This is a genomic window from Pseudomonas sp. PAMC 25886, assembly GCF_000242655.1.
Taxonomy (GTDB): Bacteria; Pseudomonadota; Gammaproteobacteria; order Pseudomonadales; family Pseudomonadaceae; genus Aquipseudomonas.
The window spans coordinates 207590-228018 of the sequence record NZ_AHHC01000050.1; the positions used below are offsets into that span (position 1 = coordinate 207590).

Consider the following 20429-nt stretch of genomic DNA (forward strand, 5'->3'; position numbering starts at 1 on the left):
CCAGCAGATGCTTTCAATCAGCCGATCGATTTGATCCAAAGGGAATGTTCATGTCGCAACCCGTTCGCTTTGCCTTGCGCCCCCTGGCGCTGGCCGTTACCACCACCTTTGTGTGCCTGGGCGCGCTCAACGTGCAGGCCGCCGAAGCTCCATCCACCCAGGAAGCCGCCCGCAACTACAGCATTGCGGCGGGCTCTTTGGTCAACGTGCTGAACAGCTTCGCCGAGCAGTCCGGGATATTCATCGTCGGTCACAACAGCCTGGCAGCCGGCAAGACCAGCCCGGGCCTGAATGGCAGCTACACCCCGGCCAGCGGCTTGCAGCACCTGTTGCAGGGCAGCGGCCTGCAAGCCCTGTCCCAGGGCAACAACGGATACGTGCTGGAATCGATTCCGGCCAACACCGGCGCCCTGGAGCTGGGCGCCACCACCATCTCCGGCGAAGGCCTGGGCGCCACCACCGAAGACACCCACTCCTACACCACCGGCGCCATGGCCTCGGCCACCGGCCTTGCCCTGTCGATGCGCGAGACGCCGCAATCGGTGACGGTCATCACCCGCCAGCAAATGGACGACCAGGGCTCCACCAGCATCGCCGACACCCTGCGCCGCGCGCCCGGTGTGAGCGTGCAGAACTACGACAGCGAACGCTGGGAGTTTTCCAGCCGTGGCCTGCCGATCACCAACTTCCAGTACGACGGCGTCAACTCCACCTACGACGGCGTGTATGACTATGGCACCACCAGCACCGACATGGCGGTGTATGACCGCCTGGAAATCATCAAGGGATCGGCGGGCCTGATGTCCGGCTCCGGCGACCCTTCGGCCACGGTCAACCTGATTCGCAAAAAGCCCACCCGGGAGTTCAAGGCTTCGGTCACCCAAACGTTCGGCTCGTGGGACAACTACCGCACCGAAGGCGATATTTCCGGGCCGCTGACCGATTCCGGCAACGTGCGCGGGCGCTTTGTCGGGGTGTACCAGGATCGCCAGTCGTACCAGGATCACTACCAGAACACCAAGGACATCGCCTACGGCATCCTCGAAGCCGACTTGACGCCCGACACCCTGCTGACCTTCGGCATAGACCAGCAAGACACCCGCTCCCGAGGCGCCAGCTGGACCGGCTTCCCGATGTACTTCAGCAACGGTTCGCGCACCGATTTCTCGCGCTCCTTCAACCCGGCCGCCGACTGGAGCCGCCGCGACTTCCAGAACCAGACCCTGTTTGCCTCGGTGCAACACAAGCTGGCGAACGACTGGTCGCTGAAAGTCAGCCTGGACCGCAAGCGCAGCCAGCACGACACCCTGCTCGCCTCCGCCAGCGGCGGCAACCCGGACCAGGCCACCGGCGACGGTATGTTCATGTTCATGGGCAAGTACAAGGGTGACCAGGTGCAAAACACCCTGGACATCAACCTCAACGGCCCCTTCAGCCTGTTCGGTCGGGAGCACGAGTTGATCATGGGCTTCATGGCCAGCCGGGCCAAACAGGACGTGCCGGTATACGGCTCAGTCTACCCGCCGGTGGGCGGCAGCATTTATGACTGGCGCGGTGAATACCCGAAACCCGACATCCCCCGCAGCGGCCAGAACGACATCGTGCAGCGCCAGACCGGCGCGTACCTGGCCACACGCTTGAAACCCACCGACGACCTGTCTGTGATTCTCGGCACCCGTGTGAGCAATTTCAGCGGCACCGACAACACCGACTTCTATGACCCGACCAAGGCTGACAACCGTCTCACCTACCGCCAGACCGGCATCGTCACGCCCTATGCCGGCATCGTCTACGACCTCAATGACATCTGGTCGGTCTACACCAGCTACACCAAGATCTACAAGCCGCAAAACAGCAAGGACGCCGACCGCAAGTTGCTTGATCCGATTGAAGGCGACACCTATGAAGCCGGGCTCAAGGCGGCGTTTTTCGACGGCCGCCTGAACGCCAGCTTTGCCGCGTTCCGCATCGAACAGGACAACGTCGCGCAGTACGTCTCCGGGTTTGAAACCGACTCGGTGTATCGCCCGATTGCCGGCGCCACCACCAAGGGCTTTGAAGTCGAACTGGCCGGTGAAGTGCTGGACGGCTGGAACGTCTCGGCGGGCTATACCTATCAGCACACCCGTGACGCCAACGGTGACTATGTCTACGGTTCTGTGCTGCAAACCACCACACCCCAGCAAGTGGTGCGGCTGTTCAACACCTATCGCCTGCCCGGCGCCCTGGAGAACCTCACCGTGGGCGGCGGCGTAAACTGGCAGAGCGAGTTCTTCGGCAACGTGTTCCAGCCCGATCCCAATGACGCGGTGAATTTCGGCCACAACTCACGCATTACCCAGGACAGCTACTTCCTGGTGGACGTCATGGCGCGCTATCGCTTCAACGAGCACCTGAGCACCACGTTGAACGTGAAAAACCTGTTCGACAAAAAGTACTACACCGGCCTTGGCAACTTCGGCACCGGTTTTTACGGCGAGCCGCGCAGCCTGCAATTGGCGACCCGCTGGGATTTCTGACCTGACGGCCATGGCGGCTGCGCCCATGGCTGTGTAATGATCTGCGCTCGATCTTGCTCGGGATGGAGCTGCAGACATGTCGCTGAACGCCATTGACCCACTGTCACGGGCACCACGCTTCTGGCGCGATGAGGCCCTGCCTTTTATCGAGGCCCGGACCATCTCCGATGGGCGCAAGGTCTGCTATACCCGGCATTCCCATGAACACTTTTCCATCGGCGCAATCACCGCTGGCAAAAGCCTGTACATCAATGGCCAGTCCACCTTCCAGATCAGCGCCGGCACGGTGGTGCTGATGAACCCTGGCGATGTCCACGCCTGCAATCCCCTCTACGATCAGCCCTGGTCGTATCACATGCTGTACATCGACACGGCCTGGCTGACGGACCTGCAGCACCAGCTCGGTTTCAGCAGCGACGAAGGCTTTCGCGCCTTTACCGCCACTCATACCCGTGACGTCGTGCTATATGACGGCTTGATCGAACTGTATGAAGTCCTGGTCGACGAGCAGGCCGAACACCTGCACAAGCAGAGCGCCGTGGTGAGTTTTTTCACCGAGGTCCAGCAACGCCTCAACCCGTCGACAACGCCGGTACGTGAGGTGAATCACAAGCTGGAACGGGCCGCCGAGTACATTCGCGAACACTGCACCGAGGCCCTGAAGCTGGAGGACATTTGCCAAGCCGCCGAACTGTCGCCGTCGTACCTGATCCGCGCGTTCAAGCAGTATTACGGCATGACGCCCCACGCGTTCCTGGTCAACCGGCGCATCCAGTTTGCCCGCACCCGGTTGCGCAATGGAGAGCTGATCGCCGACGTAGCACTGGCCGCCGGGTTCGCCGACCAGGCGCATTTCCAGCGCACGTTCAAACAGCACCTGGCGGCGACGCCGGGGCAATACCGCGGCTGACTCAGGCCAGTAGCAGATACCCCACGCTGGCCACCAGCAACGCGGCCATCGAGCGATTGAACAGGCGCATGCCCTGGGGGTTGCTCAGGTAGCGTCGCAGGAAGGTCCCGGCGTAAGCCCAGCACGCCACCGACAGGTAGCAAATCACCAGGTAGATCGTCGCAAACAGCCAGACCTGTTGCGCATCGCCATCGGCCACGAACAAGCCCATCCCCGCCACACACGCCAGCCAGGCCTTGGGATTGAGCCACTGCATGATCGCCCCATAAAGCATCGACGGTGCCGTGGCTGTGCCGTCGGCCTCCAGGCGCCCATCGTCGACCGCCAGTTTCCAGGCCATGTACAACAGGAACGCCACCCCGCCCCATTGAATCACTTGGGTCAGCAGCGGCCAGCGCACCAGCACCTCATGCAACCCCAGGCCGATCAGCACCAGCAGCAAGGTGAACCCCAGCGCCGCCCCGGCCACATGCTTTTGGCTGGCGGCAAACCCGAAGCGTGCGCCTGAACTGATGGCCACCACATTCACCGGTCCCGGCGTGATGGACGTGGCCAGGGCGAAGGCGGCCATGGAAATGATCAAGCTCATTGCGGTTCCTTTTTCTTGTGATGGGTGACGACGGGACTACGGTAAAGCGCGATCCGGTTGGGGTATTGAAGAAAATAACCCTGCCCGCACTATTTTGTATACATCTGTAGACTTATTCCCTTTTCAGTCCTAGAGTGGGTCCGGCACCCCTTCCCACACGCTGGAGAAACACATGGCAGAAACCGTCCTGGTCACCGGTGGCACCGGCTATATCGCCGGCTGGTGCATCGCGGGCCTGTTGCAACAGGGTTATCACGTACGCGCCAGCGTGCGCAGCCTGTCCAGGGAACCGGCGTTGCGCGCCGCCTTGAGCCGCCTTGCCGTGGACCCCACTCACCTGAGCTGCTTCGCCGCCGACCTGACCCGTGACGACGGCTGGGACGACGCTCTGCGCGGTTGCGACTACGTGCTGCACGTGGCCTCCCCCCTGGGCCTGGACGCGCCGCAAACCATTGACGAGATGATCACCCCGGCCCGCGACGGCACCCTGCGTATCCTGAGGGCCGCCACACGGGCTGGCGTGCGTCGGGTGGTGATGACCAGTGCCGCCACGGTTGCCACCCCGCCGCTGCAAGGCCCCGACAGCCTGAGCGACGAGTCCGTATGGTTTGACCCCGCCGAAACCAACGTCACCCCTTACCGGCAAGCCAAGCGCCAAGCCGAACGGGCTGCCTGGGACTTCATCGCCGAGCAGTCGGGCAGCACCACACTGACCACGATTTTGCCGGGCGCGGTGTTCGGGCCGATCATGGGCGCCGACAACCTCGGCTCAGTCCAGGTCATTGCCCGCCTGCTGCAGGGTCGGGCCAAGGGCAACCCGCGCCTGGGGTTCGAGGTGGTGGACGTTCGCGACCTGGCCGAACTGCACATCCGCGCCATGACCCTGCCGGAGGCGGCTTCACAGCGGTTTCTGGCAGTGGGTGAATTCCTGTGGATGGCGCAGCTATCCGGCTTGCTGCGCACCGAATTGGGCGCGGCGGCGAGCAAGGTACCCACCCGCGATATTCCGGATTGGCTGTTGCGCGTGCTGGCACGCTTCGACCCGCTGCTGCGCGGCCTCACCCCGCACCTGGGCCGGGCCCATCGCCATAGCGCCGAAAAAGCCCGGCACCTGTTCGGCTGGCAAACCCGCCCCGCCCGTACAACCGTGATCGACTGCGCCCGCAGCCTGATCCACTACAAGGCGCTATAGACGTTTTTATTCCATTGATATAACTGCATTTTTTTCTTTGAGCGCGGCATTTTCGATAGACAAAAATGCGTTTGGGCCGGGCCTGGCCGGTGCTAGAGTCCAGCGTTTACCCACCCGATGGATCACTGCAAAAAGGAATCGCCATGTCACGTCGCTTATTGGCAGCTGCCTGCCTGTTGCTGTCTTTCTCTGCGGCCCAGGCCGCCGAACGCTGGGAAACCCTGCCACCCACCCCGGCACCGATTGCCGGCGCCAAGACCGGCTATGCGGCGGTCAACGGCATCAAGGTCTACTACACCAAAACCGGCCACGGCTCGCCGGTGATCCTGCTGCATGGCGGCTTGTCCAATTCCGACTACTGGGGCAACCAGGTGAAAGCGCTGGCGGCCAAGCACACGGTGATCAGCCTCGACAGCCGTGGCCACGGGCGCAGTTCGCGGGACGAGAAGCCCTACGGTTACGACCTGATGGCCGACGATGTGGTCGCCGTGCTCGATACCCTGAAAATCCCTCGCGCCGATATCGTCGGCTGGAGCGATGGCGCGATCATCGGCATCGACCTCGCGCTGCGTCATCCCGACCGTATCAACAAGGTATTTGCCTTTGCCGCCAACACCCAGACCGCCGGGGTCAAGGATGGCGTGGAGAAGAACCCGACCTTCGCCGCCTTCATCGAACGGGCCGGCAAGGAGTACGGCAAGCTATCGCCGACGCCGAAAGAGTACGACGCGTTTGTCGAGCAGATCAGCCACATGTGGGCCAGCCAACCGAACTGGACCGACGCGCAACTGGCGTCCATCAAGACGCCGATCCTGATTGTCGACGGTGACCATGATGAGGCGATCAAGCGTGAGCACACCGAATACATGGCCACGACGATTCCGGGCGCAGGCCTGCTGATTCTGCCGAACACCAGCCACTTTGCGTTCCTGCAAGACCCGACGTTGTTCAATGCGGCACTGCTGGACTTCCTCGACAGCAAATAGACGCTGTACCCTGTGGGGGTTCGCCCCCACACCTCCCAGGATCCCGATGCCGACGCCCACCCCCGAGACGCCCCGACGCCGCAACGCAGCCGCTACCCGCGAAGCCATTTTATTGTCGGCGCGCAAGGCGTTTGCCGAGTCCGGATACGACGGTGCCGGCGTGCGGGAAATCGCGGCCGGCGCGGGCGTGACGGCGATGCTGGTCAACCGTTATTTCGGCTCCAAGGAACAGCTGTTTGCCGAAGTGATCGCCGACACCATGGCCAGCCCGATCATCCTCACCGAGCATAACCTGGCCTCGGAAAACCTCGGCCGCACCCTCGCCAGCGCCCTGGTGAGCATCACTGAAAGCGGCAGTACGCCGCTGGAAGGCTTCCTGATCATGCTGCACTCGGCGTCGAGCAAGCGGGCAGCGGTGATCGGTCGGGAACAAGTAGAAAAAGGCCATCAAGCAACCATGGCCGCCGCACTCAAGGGCCAGCACCACGAAGAGCGCGCCGCCCTGGTGATGGCGCTGGTCTCGGGCTTTCAGGTGATGCGCCAGATGCTCGGGCTGTCGGCACTGGCCAAGGCCGATCCGGAGGTTCTGATCAATCTGCTGACGCCGTTGTTCCAACAATTGGTGGATGGCGAACCGGGCGAACAAGCCTGACCTTCACTCCCCAGTCATGCGCTCCAGGCTGTTGCTCAGGTGCAGCAGCATGGCGGCTCTCGCGGCGTCCGGGTCCTGGCGGCGGATGGCTTTCAGGATCGCTTCGTGCTCAAGGTTCGCCATACGCCCCAACGCCATCAAGTCCACATCCCCGCGCTCTTCGGCATTGATCCGGGTGCGCGGGATCACCGAGTTGCCCAGGTGATAAATCACGTCGGTGAAATAGGTATTGCCGGTGGCCTGGGCGATCAGTCGATGGAACCGCACATCCGGCTCAACGGCACTGTCGTTGTTCGCCAGTGAATCCTGGTAATCATCCAGCGCCTGGCGCATCTGCTGCAGTTGTTCGTCGGTACGGCGCAGGGCTGCCAAGGCGGCCGCCTGGGTTTCCAGGCCCATGCGCAACTCAAGAATGCCGCGCACGCTGGCGGCGGTGTCGTGGGTCAGGTGCAGGCCCTGGCGTTCGTCGCGCTCCAGCACAAAGGTGCCGACACCGTGACGGGTTTCCACCAGCCCGGCCGCCTGCAATTTGGAGAGCGCTTCCCGTACCACCGTGCGACTGACGCCGTACTCGCCGACGATGGCGGACTCGGACGGCAGCTTCTCACCCGGCGCCATCTGCCCCAACAGAATCTGCTGGGTCAGCGCGGTGACGATGTCGTGGGCAAGGCCCGGGGAGCGCTTGCGATGAGGTGCCGAGGTTGGGGTTTGCATCAGGAATTCCGTTCAGGGGCGCCTGGCGATACTAGCATTTTTATGCGCACCTACTTGTATGACAACAAACAAATACCTGTAGCAGCGAGCTGGCTCGCGAAAAAACCCGCCACACCGTGATCCTTCAATATAAACGCGTAATCGTTAACGTTTACGGCGTGCAAGCTTGCACCTACAAAGTGTTGCTATCTCTGAAATTGCAGTTGTATGATGTCTATCAAGTTGTCAGACAACTCCGGCAACCCGAGCCTATCCCCCGCACAACAATAATCAGTGGGAGTTTTACCTCGTGACCCCTTCAAGCCCTGCGACAGCTGCGCCTGCCACCGACCCGGTCCTGGCCCGCGCGATCAAGAAAGTGAAGAGCCATGTGCTCCCGCTCTTCGTGATCATGTTCATCGTCAATTACATCGACCGCGTCAACATCGGCTTTGTGCGTACCCATATGGAGCACGACCTGGGCATTGGTGCAGCCGCGTACGGCTTCGGCGCCGGGTTGTTTTTCATCGGCTACGCGCTGTTCGAAGTCCCCTCCAACATGCTCCTGCAAAAAGTCGGCGCGCGTATCTGGCTGACCCGCATCATGTTCACCTGGGGCATCACCGCCACGCTGATGGCGTTTATCCAGAACGAAACCCACTTCTACATCCTGCGCTTCCTGCTGGGCGTGGCCGAAGCCGGCTTCTTCCCCGGGGTGATCTACTACTTCACCCGCTGGTTGCCCGGCGTCGAACGCGGTAAGGCGATTGCGATTTTCCTCAGCGGCTCGGCCCTCGCCTCGCTGATCTCCGGCCCCTTGTCTGGCGTGTTGCTGCAAATCACCGGCCTGGGCCTGCACGGATGGCAATGGATGTACATCATCGAAGGCATGGCCTCGGTGCTGCTGTGCTTTTTCGTGTGGTTCTGGCTCGACTCCAAGCCCCACGACGCCAAGTGGCTGAGCCTTGAAGAGAAGGATGCGCTGGTGGGCGAAATCGACCGCGAACAACGTGAGCGTGACGCCGCCACCACGGTCAAGCCAACCCTGGGCAAACTGCTCAAGGACCGCCAGATCATGCTGTTCTGCGCCCTGTATTTCTGCATCCAGCTGACGATCTACGCCGCCACGTTCTGGCTGCCGAGCATCATCAAGAAGATGGGCGACCTGAGCGACATCCAGGTGGGTTTCTACAACTCGATCCCGTGGCTGATTTCGATCATCGCGATGTACGCTTTTGCCGCGCTGGCGGGCAAGTTCAAGTTCCAGCAGGCGTGGGTCGCTGCTGCACTGTTGATCGCTGCGGTCGGTATGTTCCTCTCCACCACCGGCGGGCCGATCTTTGCGTTTATCGCGATCTGCTTCGCGGCGATCGGCTTCAAGTCGGCGTCTTCACTGTTCTGGCCGATTCCCCAGGGTTACCTCGATGCGCGGATCGCTGCAGCGGTGATCGCGCTGATCAACTCCATCGGCAACCTCGGCGGGTTTGTCGCGCCTACCACCTTTGGTTTCCTGGAACAGACCACCGGTTCGATCCAGGGCGGTTTGTATGGCCTGGCGGGCACGTCGATCCTCGCGGCGATCCTGGTGTTTTTCGCCAAAACCCTGCCCGGCCCGACCACCAGCAGCGTGCTGCAACCCGCCCCCGTCTTGAGCAAATAAGGAATACCCCATGAACACAGAACACCAGCACCACGCCAACGGCGCCCCGGTCGTCACCGGCCTGCAGGTTATCCCGGTGGCCGGCCACGACAGCATGCTGCTCAACCTCAGCGGCGCCCACGGGCCGTTTTTTACGCGCAATATCGTGATCCTCACCGACAGCGCCGGGCGTACCGGCGTCGGTGAAGTGCCCGGCGGCGAACGCATCCGCGAGACCCTGGAAGACGCCCGCAGCCTGGTGATCGGCAAGCCCATCGGCCAGTACCAGAGCATTCTCAATGCCATGCGCCAGACCTTCGCCGCGCGGGATTCGGCGGGCCGGGGTTTGCAGACGTTTGACCTGCGCATCACCATCCATGCCGTCACCGCGATGGAGGCTGCACTGCTGGATTTGCTCGGCCAATTCCTCGAAGTCCCGGTCGCCGCGCTCTTGGGTGAAGGCCAGCAGCGCGACGCGGTGAAGATGCTTGGCTATCTGTTCTACATCGGTGATCGCCAGCAGACCGACCTGGCCTATCGCAGTGAAGCGCACGCCGAGGATTGGTTCCGCCTGCGGCATGAACAGGCCATGACGCCCGAAGCCATCGTGCGCCTCGCAGAGGCGGCCAAGGCGCAATACGGCTTCAATGACTTCAAGCTCAAGGGCGGCGTGTTGCGCGGCGCCGAGGAAATCGAGGCGGTCACTGCGCTGGCCGAACGTTTCCCCGACGCGCGCATCACCCTGGACCCCAACGGCGCCTGGTCACTGAAAGAAGCCATCGCCCTGTGTCGCGACCAACATCACGTACTGGCCTACGCCGAAGACCCGTGCGGCGCGGAAAACGGCTACTCCGGGCGCGAAGTCATGGCCGAATTCCGCCGTGCCACCGGGCTGCCCACCGCCACCAACATGATCGCCACCGACTGGCGGGAAATGGGTCACGCCATCCAGTTGCAGTCGGTGGATATTCCCCTCGCCGACCCGCACTTCTGGACCATGCAAGGCTCGGTGCGGGTGGCGCAGATGTGCCACGAATGGGGCCTGACCTGGGGCTCACACTCCAACAATCACTTCGACATTTCCCTGGCGATGTTCACCCAGGTGGCCGCCGCCGCGCCGGGAGAGATCACCGCCATCGACACCCACTGGATCTGGCAGGACGGCCAGCGCCTGACCAAGGCGCCGCTGAAGATTGTCGACGGCCATATCAAGGTCCCGGCCAAACCGGGCCTGGGCGTCGACATCGACATGGACGCCGTGGCCCACGCCCATGAACTGTACAAAGGCATGGGCCTGGGTGCGCGCAATGACAGCGTGGCGATGCAGTTCATGATTCCGGGCTGGACGTTCGATAACAAGCGGCCCTGCCTGGTGCGCTGACCTCAGCTGAAGATCATCGAGAAGTGCGCGCCCACCCCGGCGCGCACGCCCTCGCCCACCGCCAGCGCGACCGAACCGCCGGCCAGGTTGGCATCACCACAGGCAAACACGCCGGGCACGGAGGTCTGGCGGGTTTCGTGGGTGAGCAGATAGGGCCCGGTCGGTCCTTCGATAAACTCACACCCCAACTGCTCGGCCAACGGGCTGGCCATGCGCGTGCGGGACATCGTGAAAATGCCGTCCAGCGCGATCACCCGACCGTCTGCCAATTCCACGTCCGCCCGCTCACCGACAATCCGCCGCACCGCCTGGCTTTCGACGCGAACCCCGCGCCGATCCAGTTGCGCCTGCTGCTCGGCATCCGGCACAAATACGTCATTGGTGAACAGCGTGGTGGTGCCCCAGTCCGGCAGCAGCATGGCGTGATGCATCGCCAGCGGTGAGGTCGCCAGCACGCCAATGCGGCCTTGGTCCAGCTCGTAGCCGTGGCAATACGGGCAGTGGAATACGGACTTGCCCCAGCGCTCTTGCAGGCCTTCAACCTCGGGCAATTCATCCACCACTCCGGAGGCGAGAATCAGCCGCAGAGCGTTAAAGCTGCCATTGCACCGGGTTTGCACCACAAAACCCTGCGGGCCCTGAGTCGCCTCGACCGCCGTGTCCTGCACCCAAGTGACGGTTGGGTACTCCATCAACTGCCCTCGCCCTTCAGCCGCGATCATCTCCGGCGGCTGGCCATCCTGGCTGAGGAAGCCATGGGAGGTGGCTGCAAAGCGGTTGCGCCGCTGCCCGGCATCGATCACCAGCACCTTGCGCCGGGCCCGCGCCAGTTGCAGGCCGGCCGACATTCCGGCGTAGCTGCCGCCCACGATAATCACGTCGTAAACCATGAAGATGACCTCTCTGGTGGCCCGAGCATCGGTTGCCGGGCAGTCACGACACACCATAAGTTACATAAAAATACTTCGTCAAGAGTCTCGCAACTCCAATCGTTACGAACGATACTTTCGCGCAGGAATTCCTGAGGTTTGCAGATGAGAAACGACACCCGGCTTTCGCGCATGCTCCACGTGCTGATCCACATGGGCCGCCACGAGGAACGCGCCACCTCGGACACCATCGCGCAGATGCTCGGCACCAACGCGGTGGTGGTGCGCCGTACCCTCGGCCTGCTCAAGGAAAAGGGCTATGTGCGCTCAGAAAAAGGCCATCAGGGTGGCTGGATGCTCGGCAAGCCCTTGAGTGAGATCACCCTGCTGGACATCCACAACGCCCTCGGCACGTCGTCGATCTTTGCCGTCGGCCTGTCCACCGATCACCCGCAGTGCCTGGTGGAACAGGCCGTCAACGCAGCACTGAACCAGGCCTTTGATGACGCCCAGGCGTTGCTGCTGCAGCGCCTGGGCGAGGTGACGCTGGCGCAGCTGGCGGAGGATTTTGATGAGCGCTATCAGGTGGCGATGACGCCGGTGCCGTGTGCGTGAGTCTGGCTAAACCCCGCCCACCGAACGCCACGCGGCCTCGGCCAGCACCTCGCGGTAAACCCGCGGGCTGCTGGTCGCCCGCCCGGCCAGCCAGGCACGGCAGTAGCTGTCGGCCTGCCCGATGATCAGCGACGGCCAAAGCTCTGCGGGCAATTGTTTGAGCTGATCACCCCGCCCGGGCAGCGCCATCCACTCCTTGAGCACTGCATTGCGCGACTGGTTGCGGCTTTCCAGTTCGGCGGCGAACGGCCCCTTGGTCACGGCGAAACGCGCGTGGTACTGGAAACGCGCCCACTGCGGTTCGCTGTCCACCCAATCCACATAGCTGTGGACCAGCGCGTACACGCCCTCCTTCGCCGTCCTGGCCGACTCCAGGTAGCGCGCACGCAATTCGGCCTGGTCATCCAGTGCAGTGAAGAACAGCGCGGCAACCAACCCTTCCTTGTTGCCGAAGTGATGGTAGATCGCGCCAACGCTGGTGTCGCACCCGGCGCGAATCATCTCGATGGTGGTGGCTTCAAGGCCCTGCTCGTTGAACAGGTCGAGGGCAGTCTTGAAGATATCGCGCTTCAATTCGGCCCTTCGACCTGGGAAGCAGCGCTGGAGCAGATCCGGGGTTTGCATGCTGAACACGAACTCATTCATTGAGAGGGACACGTCGGCGCAGCTTGACAGATTTCCCATGGGCAGAATACTGTTCCGTCACAGAATATTATTCTGTAACGGAACAACATTCCGTAAATTCAGACCTTCAGTGAGGCACCTCATGAGTCAGTACCTGAGTATGTTCAACAGCGTCGGCCCCGAAGCATTCAGCAAACTGGCGTGCCAGATGGCGCCCTACTTCAGCACCATCAATCCGTTGATCACCCAGCTACGCCCGGGGTTGGCGGCGGTGGAGGTGCCGTTCAGCAAGGCCGTCACCAACCATCTGGGGACGGTGCATGCGATCGCCATGTGCAACGCCGCGGAACTGGCGGCCGGGACAATGACGGATGTGTCCGTGCCAACCGGCGCACGCTGGATTCCCAAGGGGATGACGGTGGAATACCTGGCCAAGGCCAAAAGCAGCGTCACCGCGACCGCCAATGGCGAGGGGATTGATTGGCTGACGGCGGGTGACAAAGTGGTGCCGGTGGACATGCTCGATGCGGAAGGAAAGTTGGTGTTTACCGCACGGATCACCATGGACGTGAAGCTGGCCTGAAGGCCGTCGCAGGAGCCGAGCGGCTCCTGCTGCTACAACCCGCAGTTGCCGGGGATCACTTCACCGGCAAACGCCCGGCGCACAAACGGCGTCGAATCCGCCAGCGAGCCATTCACCGTGGCCGAGTGATCAAGCTCGGGATAGAAATGCCATTCGATCCGGTCGCCTGCCTTGCAGGCGTCCCTGACCAAGGCCTTTTGCCCCGGCACAAACACATCCCGGTCGTTGCCACCCGTGCCGACAAACACCGGAATGTCCGTCTTCAGGGTTGGATACGCCGACTCGCGATAGACCCTGTCGAGGGCTGCTTTGGGCGAGCGCTTGAAGCTGTCGTTGAAGGTAAGTTTATCCGCCACCACCCGCTGCTCGATGGCATGCAAGCAATCGCGCTGACTGATCTCAAACGCTGGCATTGCGCGCTCGCTCAAGTAGTCGGCAGGGACAAACGACGGATCAAACAAGGTGGCCGTACTCAGCCGCAACAGGTTGTAGGCAAAGGTCGGCACCACCGAGCTGCGGGCTTTTTCCAGCTCGGCACTGTCGCCGGTCTTATGGGTGGCCGCGTAAGGCGTACCGGTGGCTACCACGCCGACGATGTTCAACTCAGGCGCGTAGTCTTTGGCGTAGACCGCCGTGGCAAACGCGGCACGCCCGCCCTGGGACTGGCCGAACACCACGACGTTTCTGGAGAGCCCAAAACCACCGGCCATCACCGCACGGATGCTGTCGAGCACACCATAGGCCAGCGGGCTGGTCAGCCCATACGGATGCAACCCAGGCGTCCCTAGCCCTTGGTAATCCGTGGCGACGATGGCGTAACCCTGCCCCAGCCAATAATTGAGATAGCGCGTGTCCCGCGGGCTGCGACCGGCGAACGACGGCGCGCAAACATCAGCGCTGCCCACCGTGCCGTGGGCCCACGCCATCAGCGGCCAGCCACCCGGCGGCGCCGTGCCCTTGGGCAGGAACAACGCACCGGAGACGACCAGGTGTTTGCCGGTGTCGAGACCATCGGTGGAGGTGTACAGGATCCGTAGGTTCTGCCCGGCATCGGCCAGGCTTTGCCGAGCCGTCAACGGCTCACTGCGCAGCATCTGCCCGGGTGATGCAGGCACCTTGTCGGCCCAGGTATAGAACGCAGGAACACCGCCGTCGCCGACGGGCACCGGCGCCGCACTCACGCCGCTGCATCCCGCCAGCAACACCGCCAACGCCAGGGAAAACCGACGCGCCATCACCAGCCCTCTTTCAACATCCGCAACTCAAGATACTGCAGCAGCATGATGGTCTTGCCGTCGACGATCTCACCGCTTTGCACCATGGACAGAGCGGCCTCGAACCCCAGCTCCAGCACCTCGATATCCTCACCCTCATCTTCCAGCCCGCCGCCATCGCTGACCCGGTCGGAAGGCGAATATTCGCCGATGAAAAAGTGGATGCGCTCGGTCACCGAGCCCGGGCTCATGAAGGCCGAGTAGATTTTTTCCACGTGGCCCACACGGTAGCCCGTCTCTTCTTCCGCTTCGAGACGAATGCGTTCCTCGGGGCTGGCATTGTCCAGCAGGCCGGCGGCGGATTCGATCAGGTAGCCGTGGTAGCCATTGACGAAAGTCGGCATGCGGAACTGGCGAATCAGCAACACCGTGCGCCGCTCGCGGTTGTACAGCAGGATGGTCGCACCATTGCCCCGGTCATAGATCTCACGGGTCTGGGACTGCCAACTGCCGTCGCGGCGGCGCAGGTCGAAAGTGTACTTTTTCAGCACGTACCAGTTATCCGAGAGCAACTCTTCGGTGTGGATGCGAACGGGGCTGTTGTCCATGAGCGGTCCTTTTATCGTGGGACAGGGAGCATGTGGTTCAAGCGTCGTTATCGTCAAGTCAAGCCTGTGGGGCCCATGCGTATCCAGGCGGCTACCTAGCCGAATGGCCAGTCGTCGCTTTTTTCCGCCAGGGTCAGAATGCCCCACCCTGGGAATGCGCGCAGTACTACGCAGGGCCAACCTGGCATTCAAGGTGAAAGCGTTTTTCGGGCGTGAACTCCACTCGCACAGGAAGTTGCCGTTATGCCGAAACACCGCACATCCTCGACGTTTTTCAGTCTTGTCTTTTCAATTGCCAGCCTCGCGATGATAGGGCTTGCCGTGCACTGGCTATCCCCGGACATGTCGGACGCCGCGCCGCCTCCCGACCCTGCCGCCGTCCCGGTCCGCGCGGCAAGCGTGGGGCAGCGCGACGTACCGGTGATCGTCCAGGCCATCGGGAATGTGCGTTCACTGCGCAGTGTCGATATCCGGCCTCAAGTCGACGGCCTGCTGCTGGACGTCCCCGTCAGCGAAGGCCAGTTCGTCCGCCAGGGCGAGCTGCTGGCACAGATCGACGATCGAGGGATTCTCGCCGTCCTGCAACAAGCCCGGGCGGAACGGGATATGGCCCAGGCACAATTGACCTCTGCCAATGGCGACCTCGCGCGCTATCGCGCCCTGGCCAGCGGCCAGGCCATTTCGAAGCAAATCCTTGACCAGCAAACCGCACTGGTGGCCCAGTTACGCGCCGGCCTGCACAGCCGCGACGCGATCGTCACCGCCAACGAGGTGCAGCTGTCGTATACGCGGATTCAGTCGCCGACCGACGGACACGTCGGCATTCGCAATATTCACCCCGGCAGCTATGTACGGGCAGGAGATGCCCAGCCCTTGTTCTCCGTCGTGCAACTGGACCCCATCGGTATAGAAAGCGCCTTGCCCCAGGCCATGCTGGGGCAATTGCAGGCACTGCTGGGTGATGCCAGCCAAACCGCAGCGAGCTTGCGTGCCTATGCAAGCGACAGCGGCACCCTGTTGAGCGAGGGGCAGTTATCACTGATCGACAACCGGGTATCCAATGCCACCGGGACGGTGCGTATCAAGGGCACTTTTGCCAACCCACAAGGGGCGCTCTGGCCGGATCAGTCAGTCGTCATCAACTTGCAAACCGACACGTTGAGCAACGCCCTGGTGGTGCCACAACGCGCACTGCGCCAGGGCCAGGAAACCACCTTTGTCTGGAGAATCACCGAGGACAAGGCGGCGCCCCAGCCCGTGCAGGTGACGTACGCCGATGCTTCTATCGCCGTGGTCACAGGCCTGCAACCCGGCGACCTGATCGTTGAGGATGGTTATTCGCGACTGCGTCCCGGCGCCACGGTGCAGATACTCAACGCGGCCGAAACTGCCGGTTTGTCTGATGGCGGAGCCGCTTTCTGATGGCAGCGCGCAAGGTCTACACCTGGTGCATCGACCACCCCACCGGCACCCTTTTGTTAAGTGTTGCCCTGTTGCTACTGGGGTTGATCGCCTACCCGCGCCTCTCCATCGCGCCCCTTCCGGAAGCCGAATTCCCGACAATCCAGGTGACCGCACGCCTGCCCGGCGCCAGTGCCAAGACCATCGCCTCGTCAGTCGCAACGCCTCTGGAAGTGGCGTTCAGTTCAGTGCCCGGCATTACCGAGATGACGTCCACCAGTGCCCTCGGCCAGATGACGCTGACCCTGCAATTCACCCTGGAAAAGGATATCGACACCGCTGCCCAGGAAGTCCAGGCGGCGATCAACGCCGCTTCGGCACGCCTGCCCAGTGACATGCCCAGCTTGCCTGTGTGGCGCAAGGTCAACCCGGCGGATGGACCGGTGCTGATCATCAGCGTGGTGTCCGAAAGCCGTTCGTTGATCGATGTCAGCGACCTTGCCGAAAGCGTGCTGTCGCGCCAACTCAGCCAGATCGGCGGAGTCGGCCAAGTCATCGTGGTCGGCCAGCGCCGCCCGGCGATCCGTATCCAGGCGCGCCCCGAGACGCTGGCGGCAGCCAACGTCAGCCTGCAGGACATCCGCGAAGCCGTGCGGCAATCCAGCGTCAACCTGCCCAAGGGCGCGTTGTTCGGTGACACACGTGTGTCGACGCTGGAAGTCAATGACCAGTTGTTTTCGGCCCCCGAGTATGGCGACGTTATCGTCAGCTATCGCAACGGCTCGGCCGTACGCGTGCGTGACGTCGCCGATGTCACACTGGGCGCTGAAAATGACTATGCCCGTGCCTGGCCCAACGGACAGTCCGGGGTGGTGCTGGTGGTTCTTCGCCAACCCGGCGCCAACATCGTCGCGACGGCTGACAGCATCCGGCAAGCACTGCCCCGGCTACGCGCATCACTGCCGGCCGATGTGACGGTCGACGTGCTGAACGACCGTACGCGTACCATCCGTTCATCCTTGCAGGAAGTGCAACTGACCCTGGGTATCGCAATTGTCCTGGTGATTGGGGTGATGGCGTTGTTCCTGCGCCAATGGTCGGCAACCCTGATCGTCACCGCCGTACTCGGTATCTCGCTGGTGGCCACGTGTGCGGTCATGTATGTGGCCGGTTTCAGCCTGAACAACCTGACCCTGGTGGCCATCGTCATCGCGGTCGGATTCGTCGTCGACGACGCCATCGTGGTCATCGAAAACGTCCACCGACACCTGGAGCGCGGTGAAGACAGACGCACCGCCGCGCTCAAGGGCATCAGCGAAATCGGCTTCACGGTGTGCTCCATCAGCCTGTCGCTGATTGCCGCATTTATCCCGTTGCTGTTCATGGGTGGGGTGATCGGCCGACTGTTTCGCGAGTTCGCGCTCACCGCCACCGCCGCCATTCTGATTTCCGTGGTGCTCTGCCTGACGCTGGCCCCCACGTTGGCATCACTGTTTATGAATGCGCCCGCACACCGGCCGCCAGACAAGGGGTTTCTCGCGTGGCTGAGTAACGGTTACGCACGCGCACTGACCTGGGCGCTGGGGCATCAGCGCAGCATGCTCGGGGTGTTTTTTGCGAGTGTGGTGCTCAGCGTTGCCAGCTTCGTGATGATTCCCAAGGGGTTCTTCCCCCTGCAAGACACGGCGTTCATACAGGGCGTGACCCAGGCCTCGGCGGATATTTCCTATGAGGACATGCTGGATAAACATCAGCAACTGGCCGCTATCGTCAGCCAGGACCCGGACGTCACCGACTTCAACCATGCCGTCGGCGGCAGCATCACCGACTCCATCAGTAATGGCCGGATGTGGCTGGTCCTCAACGACCCCGGGCAACGCGATGCAACCATCAGCCAGGTCATCGACCGTTTGCGTCCGCAACTGGCACAGGTGCCCGGTATCCAGGTATTTCTTCGCGCCGTGCAAGACATCAACCTGAGCGCCGGCCAGCCACGAGCGCAATACCAGTATGTGTTGCGCGCCGAAGACAGCGGCGAACTCGCGACCTGGACCACGCGGTTGACTGATCGACTGAGAACGCTCCCGTTGTTCAGCGACGTGTCCCATGACCTGCAACTGGACGCAAACGTCACCCGTATTACCCTGGACCGCGACGAGGCCGCACGTTATGGCTTCACTCCCCGCGACCTGGACAACGCGCTGTATGACGCGTTTGGCCAGCGGCAGATCAGCGAGTACCAGACCGAGGTCAACCAGTACCAGGTCATCCTGGAACTCGCCCCTTCGGCGCGAGGCACTGCCGACAGCCTGAACTACCTGCAATTGCGCTCGCCTCTCACCGGAGAGGCCGTGCCCCTGCTGGCATTTGCCCGGATCGAGCCGCCGGTCAGCGGGCCGCTGCTGATCAATCACAATGGTATGCAGCCTGCTGCCAACCTGTCGTTCAACCTGGCACCCGGTGTCGCGCTGGGCCAGGCCGTCGAGGCGCTGCAACAAGTGGAACGAGAGATCGAAATGCCCGCCTCAATCAGTGCAACGTTTCAAGGTTCGGCGCAGGCATTCCAGGCGTCCCTGGCCAGCCAGCCCTACCTGATTCTGGCGGCACTGGTGGCGGTCTACATTATTTTGGGAGTGCTGTATGAAAGCCTGGTGCATCCACTGACGATCCTCTCCACGCTGCCAGCAGCAGGCGTCGGCGCCATCCTGCTGCTATGGGCCTGGCAACTGGACTTCTCGATCATGGCGCTGATCGGGCTGATCCTGCTGATCGGTATCGTCAAGAAAAACGGCATCCTGATGGTGGATTTCGCCTTGCAAGCCCAGCGGAAACAAGGCCTGAGTGCACATGACGCGATCTATCAGGCCTGTATTGCGCGCTTTCGACCCATCATGATGACCACGCTGGCGGCCTTGCTCGGCGCCGTCCCCCTGATGCTCGCATTCGGTACCGGCGCCGAGTTGCGTGAGCCGCTCGGTGTGGTGATTGTGGGCGGCTTGCTGCTGAGCCAGGCCCTGACATTGTTGACCACGCCGGTGGTGTTCCTGGCGCTTGAACGACTGCGCGTCAGCCCTGCTTGATGGCATGCCAGCGGGCAGCGACCTGCTCGGCACTGGCGGCGTTGATCCGCGCCAGGTCGAGCGGATACTCGACACCCGGGTTTTCAACGAAACGCGTGGCGGTGAACTGACCGTTACTGGCCCGCAGGATATAGCCGCTGTCCTGGCACTGCGCCGAGGCCAGGAAGAGTACGCCGGGAGTTACCCATTCCGGCTTGAGGTTGTCCGGCTCGCCGGTCACGCCCCACATGCGGGTCTTGGCCACGGGTGAGATGGCATTCACCAGAATCCCCGCCTCGGCCCCTTCCCCGCTCAACGCATTCATGATGCCCAGTTGCGCCATCTTGCCGGCGCTGTAGGCCACCAGGCCCGGCTGGGCATAGTGCGTGTACATCGCACGGTCGGAGGTGGTCAGCACGATGCGCGGTGCGGCGGATCGCTTCAGGTAGGGCCAGGCATGCTTGCCCAGCCAGATCGGCGCGTAGACGTTGATGTCCATCGCTCGCCGGATAAACGCTGCGTCGGCGGCCTCAATGGATTGATAGCCCACCCAGCCAGCATTGTGGATCAGGATATCGAGCTGCCCGAAATGGGTGATGGCGCATTCGATCAGCGCTCGGCAACCCGCTTCACCCGACAGATCGGTTGCGTGACCGACCACCTGCAACCCCTCGCTCTGAAGCGCCAGCGCGGCCGCCTGAACCACTTGGGGGTCAGCGCCCTCGCCGAGCGCGTCGGTGCCGATGTCGCTGATCACCACCCGCGCACCGAGGCGCGCCAACTCGCGCGCATAACTGAAGCCCAAGCCCCGGGCGGCACCGGTCACGATTGCGGTTTTACCTGTAAAGTCCATCGTTGCGTTCTCCTGATAGGCACTCCACCCTAACAACCCGCG

At 62.5% G+C, this 20429-nt stretch carries 18 protein-coding genes; 11 read left to right on the top strand and 7 right to left on the bottom strand.

The window, feature by feature from the left end; translation table 11 throughout:
• Positions 1–50 precede the first annotated feature (50 nt).
• Both MUM_RS0116455 and MUM_RS0116460 read left to right on the top strand, forming a co-directional pair.
• The gene (locus tag MUM_RS0116455; RefSeq protein WP_029615943.1) at positions 51–2519 is read left to right on the top strand and encodes a TonB-dependent siderophore receptor; all 2469 of its coding nucleotides are present in this window, start codon (positions 51–53) and stop codon (positions 2517–2519) included.
• Between the two features lie 76 nt (positions 2520–2595).
• Positions 2596–3429, top strand: a complete 834-nt coding sequence (locus MUM_RS0116460; RefSeq protein ID WP_010171693.1) for an AraC family transcriptional regulator — start codon at positions 2596–2598, stop codon at positions 3427–3429.
• 1 nt (position 3430) lies between these two features.
• Here MUM_RS0116460 and MUM_RS0116465 read toward each other — a convergent pair whose 3' ends face one another.
• Complete coding sequence (locus tag MUM_RS0116465; RefSeq protein WP_010171694.1) at positions 3431–4018, bottom strand: LysE family translocator; 588 nt, start codon at positions 4016–4018, stop codon at positions 3431–3433.
• Between the two features lie 172 nt (positions 4019–4190).
• Between MUM_RS0116465 and MUM_RS0116470 the strand changes: the two genes are divergently transcribed.
• From MUM_RS0116470 to MUM_RS0116480, 3 genes are all read left to right on the top strand, one after another.
• Complete coding sequence (locus MUM_RS0116470) at positions 4191–5210, top strand: NAD-dependent epimerase/dehydratase family protein (protein ID WP_010171696.1); 1020 nt, start codon at positions 4191–4193, stop codon at positions 5208–5210.
• A gap of 143 nt (positions 5211–5353) precedes the next feature.
• Positions 5354–6196 (top strand): alpha/beta fold hydrolase, encoded by an 843-nt coding sequence (locus MUM_RS0116475; protein ID WP_010171698.1) that lies wholly within the window; start codon positions 5354–5356, stop codon positions 6194–6196.
• Positions 6197–6242: 46 nt separating this feature from the next.
• Positions 6243–6848: a TetR/AcrR family transcriptional regulator gene (locus MUM_RS0116480; protein ID WP_010171700.1), complete on the top strand. Its 606-nt coding sequence runs from the start codon at positions 6243–6245 to the stop codon at positions 6846–6848.
• A 3-nt stretch (positions 6849–6851) separates the two neighbouring features.
• On the opposite strand, the gene MUM_RS0116485 is transcribed toward MUM_RS0116480, so the two are convergent.
• A complete protein-coding gene (locus MUM_RS0116485; RefSeq protein WP_010171702.1) occupies positions 6852–7562 on the bottom strand; it encodes a FadR/GntR family transcriptional regulator in 711 nt (236 codons plus the stop codon).
• 289 nt (positions 7563–7851) lie between these two features.
• Here MUM_RS0116485 and MUM_RS0116490 point away from each other — a divergent pair, with 289 nt between their 5' ends.
• Together MUM_RS0116490 and gudD are read left to right on the top strand one after the other, a co-directional pair.
• Positions 7852–9201, top strand: coding sequence for an MFS transporter (locus MUM_RS0116490; protein WP_010171704.1), 1350 nt, complete (start codon positions 7852–7854; stop codon positions 9199–9201).
• A gap of 10 nt (positions 9202–9211) precedes the next feature.
• Positions 9212–10561, top strand: a complete 1350-nt coding sequence (gene gudD, locus MUM_RS0116495; protein WP_010171706.1) for a glucarate dehydratase — start codon at positions 9212–9214, stop codon at positions 10559–10561.
• A gap of 2 nt (positions 10562–10563) precedes the next feature.
• On the opposite strand, the gene MUM_RS0116500 is transcribed toward gudD, so the two are convergent.
• Positions 10564–11451 (bottom strand): NAD(P)/FAD-dependent oxidoreductase, encoded by an 888-nt coding sequence (locus tag MUM_RS0116500; RefSeq protein ID WP_010171708.1) that lies wholly within the window; start codon positions 11449–11451, stop codon positions 10564–10566.
• Between the two features lie 144 nt (positions 11452–11595).
• On the opposite strand from MUM_RS0116500, the gene MUM_RS0116505 reads away from it, so the two are divergent.
• Entirely contained in the window at positions 11596–12045 is a 450-nt protein-coding gene (locus MUM_RS0116505) for an RrF2 family transcriptional regulator (RefSeq protein WP_010171710.1), read from the top strand.
• Between the two features lie 6 nt (positions 12046–12051).
• Here MUM_RS0116505 and MUM_RS0116510 read toward each other — a convergent pair whose 3' ends face one another.
• Positions 12052–12669, bottom strand: a complete 618-nt coding sequence (locus MUM_RS0116510) for a TetR/AcrR family transcriptional regulator (protein WP_029615944.1) — start codon at positions 12667–12669, stop codon at positions 12052–12054.
• A 142-nt stretch (positions 12670–12811) separates the two neighbouring features.
• Here MUM_RS0116510 and MUM_RS0116515 point away from each other — a divergent pair, with 142 nt between their 5' ends.
• A complete protein-coding gene (locus MUM_RS0116515) occupies positions 12812–13252 on the top strand; it encodes a hotdog fold domain-containing protein (RefSeq protein ID WP_010171714.1) in 441 nt (146 codons plus the stop codon).
• Positions 13253–13284: 32 nt separating this feature from the next.
• On the opposite strand, the gene MUM_RS0116520 is transcribed toward MUM_RS0116515, so the two are convergent.
• Both MUM_RS0116520 and nudK read right to left on the bottom strand, forming a co-directional pair.
• A complete protein-coding gene (locus tag MUM_RS0116520) occupies positions 13285–14487 on the bottom strand; it encodes a lipase family protein (RefSeq protein WP_010171716.1) in 1203 nt (400 codons plus the stop codon).
• A complete protein-coding gene (nudK, locus tag MUM_RS0116525) occupies positions 14487–15074 on the bottom strand; it encodes a GDP-mannose pyrophosphatase NudK (protein WP_010171718.1) in 588 nt (195 codons plus the stop codon). The genes MUM_RS0116520 and nudK overlap by 1 nt, the downstream gene beginning before the upstream one ends.
• Before the next feature lie 321 nt (positions 15075–15395).
• On the opposite strand from nudK, the gene MUM_RS0116530 reads away from it, so the two are divergent.
• The gene (locus MUM_RS0116530; RefSeq protein WP_238535541.1) at positions 15396–16496 is read left to right on the top strand and encodes an efflux RND transporter periplasmic adaptor subunit; all 1101 of its coding nucleotides are present in this window, start codon (positions 15396–15398) and stop codon (positions 16494–16496) included.
• A complete protein-coding gene (locus MUM_RS0116535) occupies positions 16496–19555 on the top strand; it encodes an efflux RND transporter permease subunit (RefSeq protein ID WP_010171721.1) in 3060 nt (1019 codons plus the stop codon). Before MUM_RS0116530 ends, MUM_RS0116535 begins: the two co-directional genes overlap by 1 nt.
• Here the strand turns inward: MUM_RS0116535 and MUM_RS0116540 are convergent.
• A complete protein-coding gene (locus MUM_RS0116540) occupies positions 19542–20387 on the bottom strand; it encodes an SDR family NAD(P)-dependent oxidoreductase (protein ID WP_010171723.1) in 846 nt (281 codons plus the stop codon). The two genes, MUM_RS0116535 and MUM_RS0116540, sit on opposite strands and share 14 nt — an antisense overlap.
• Positions 20388–20429 lie beyond the last annotated feature (42 nt).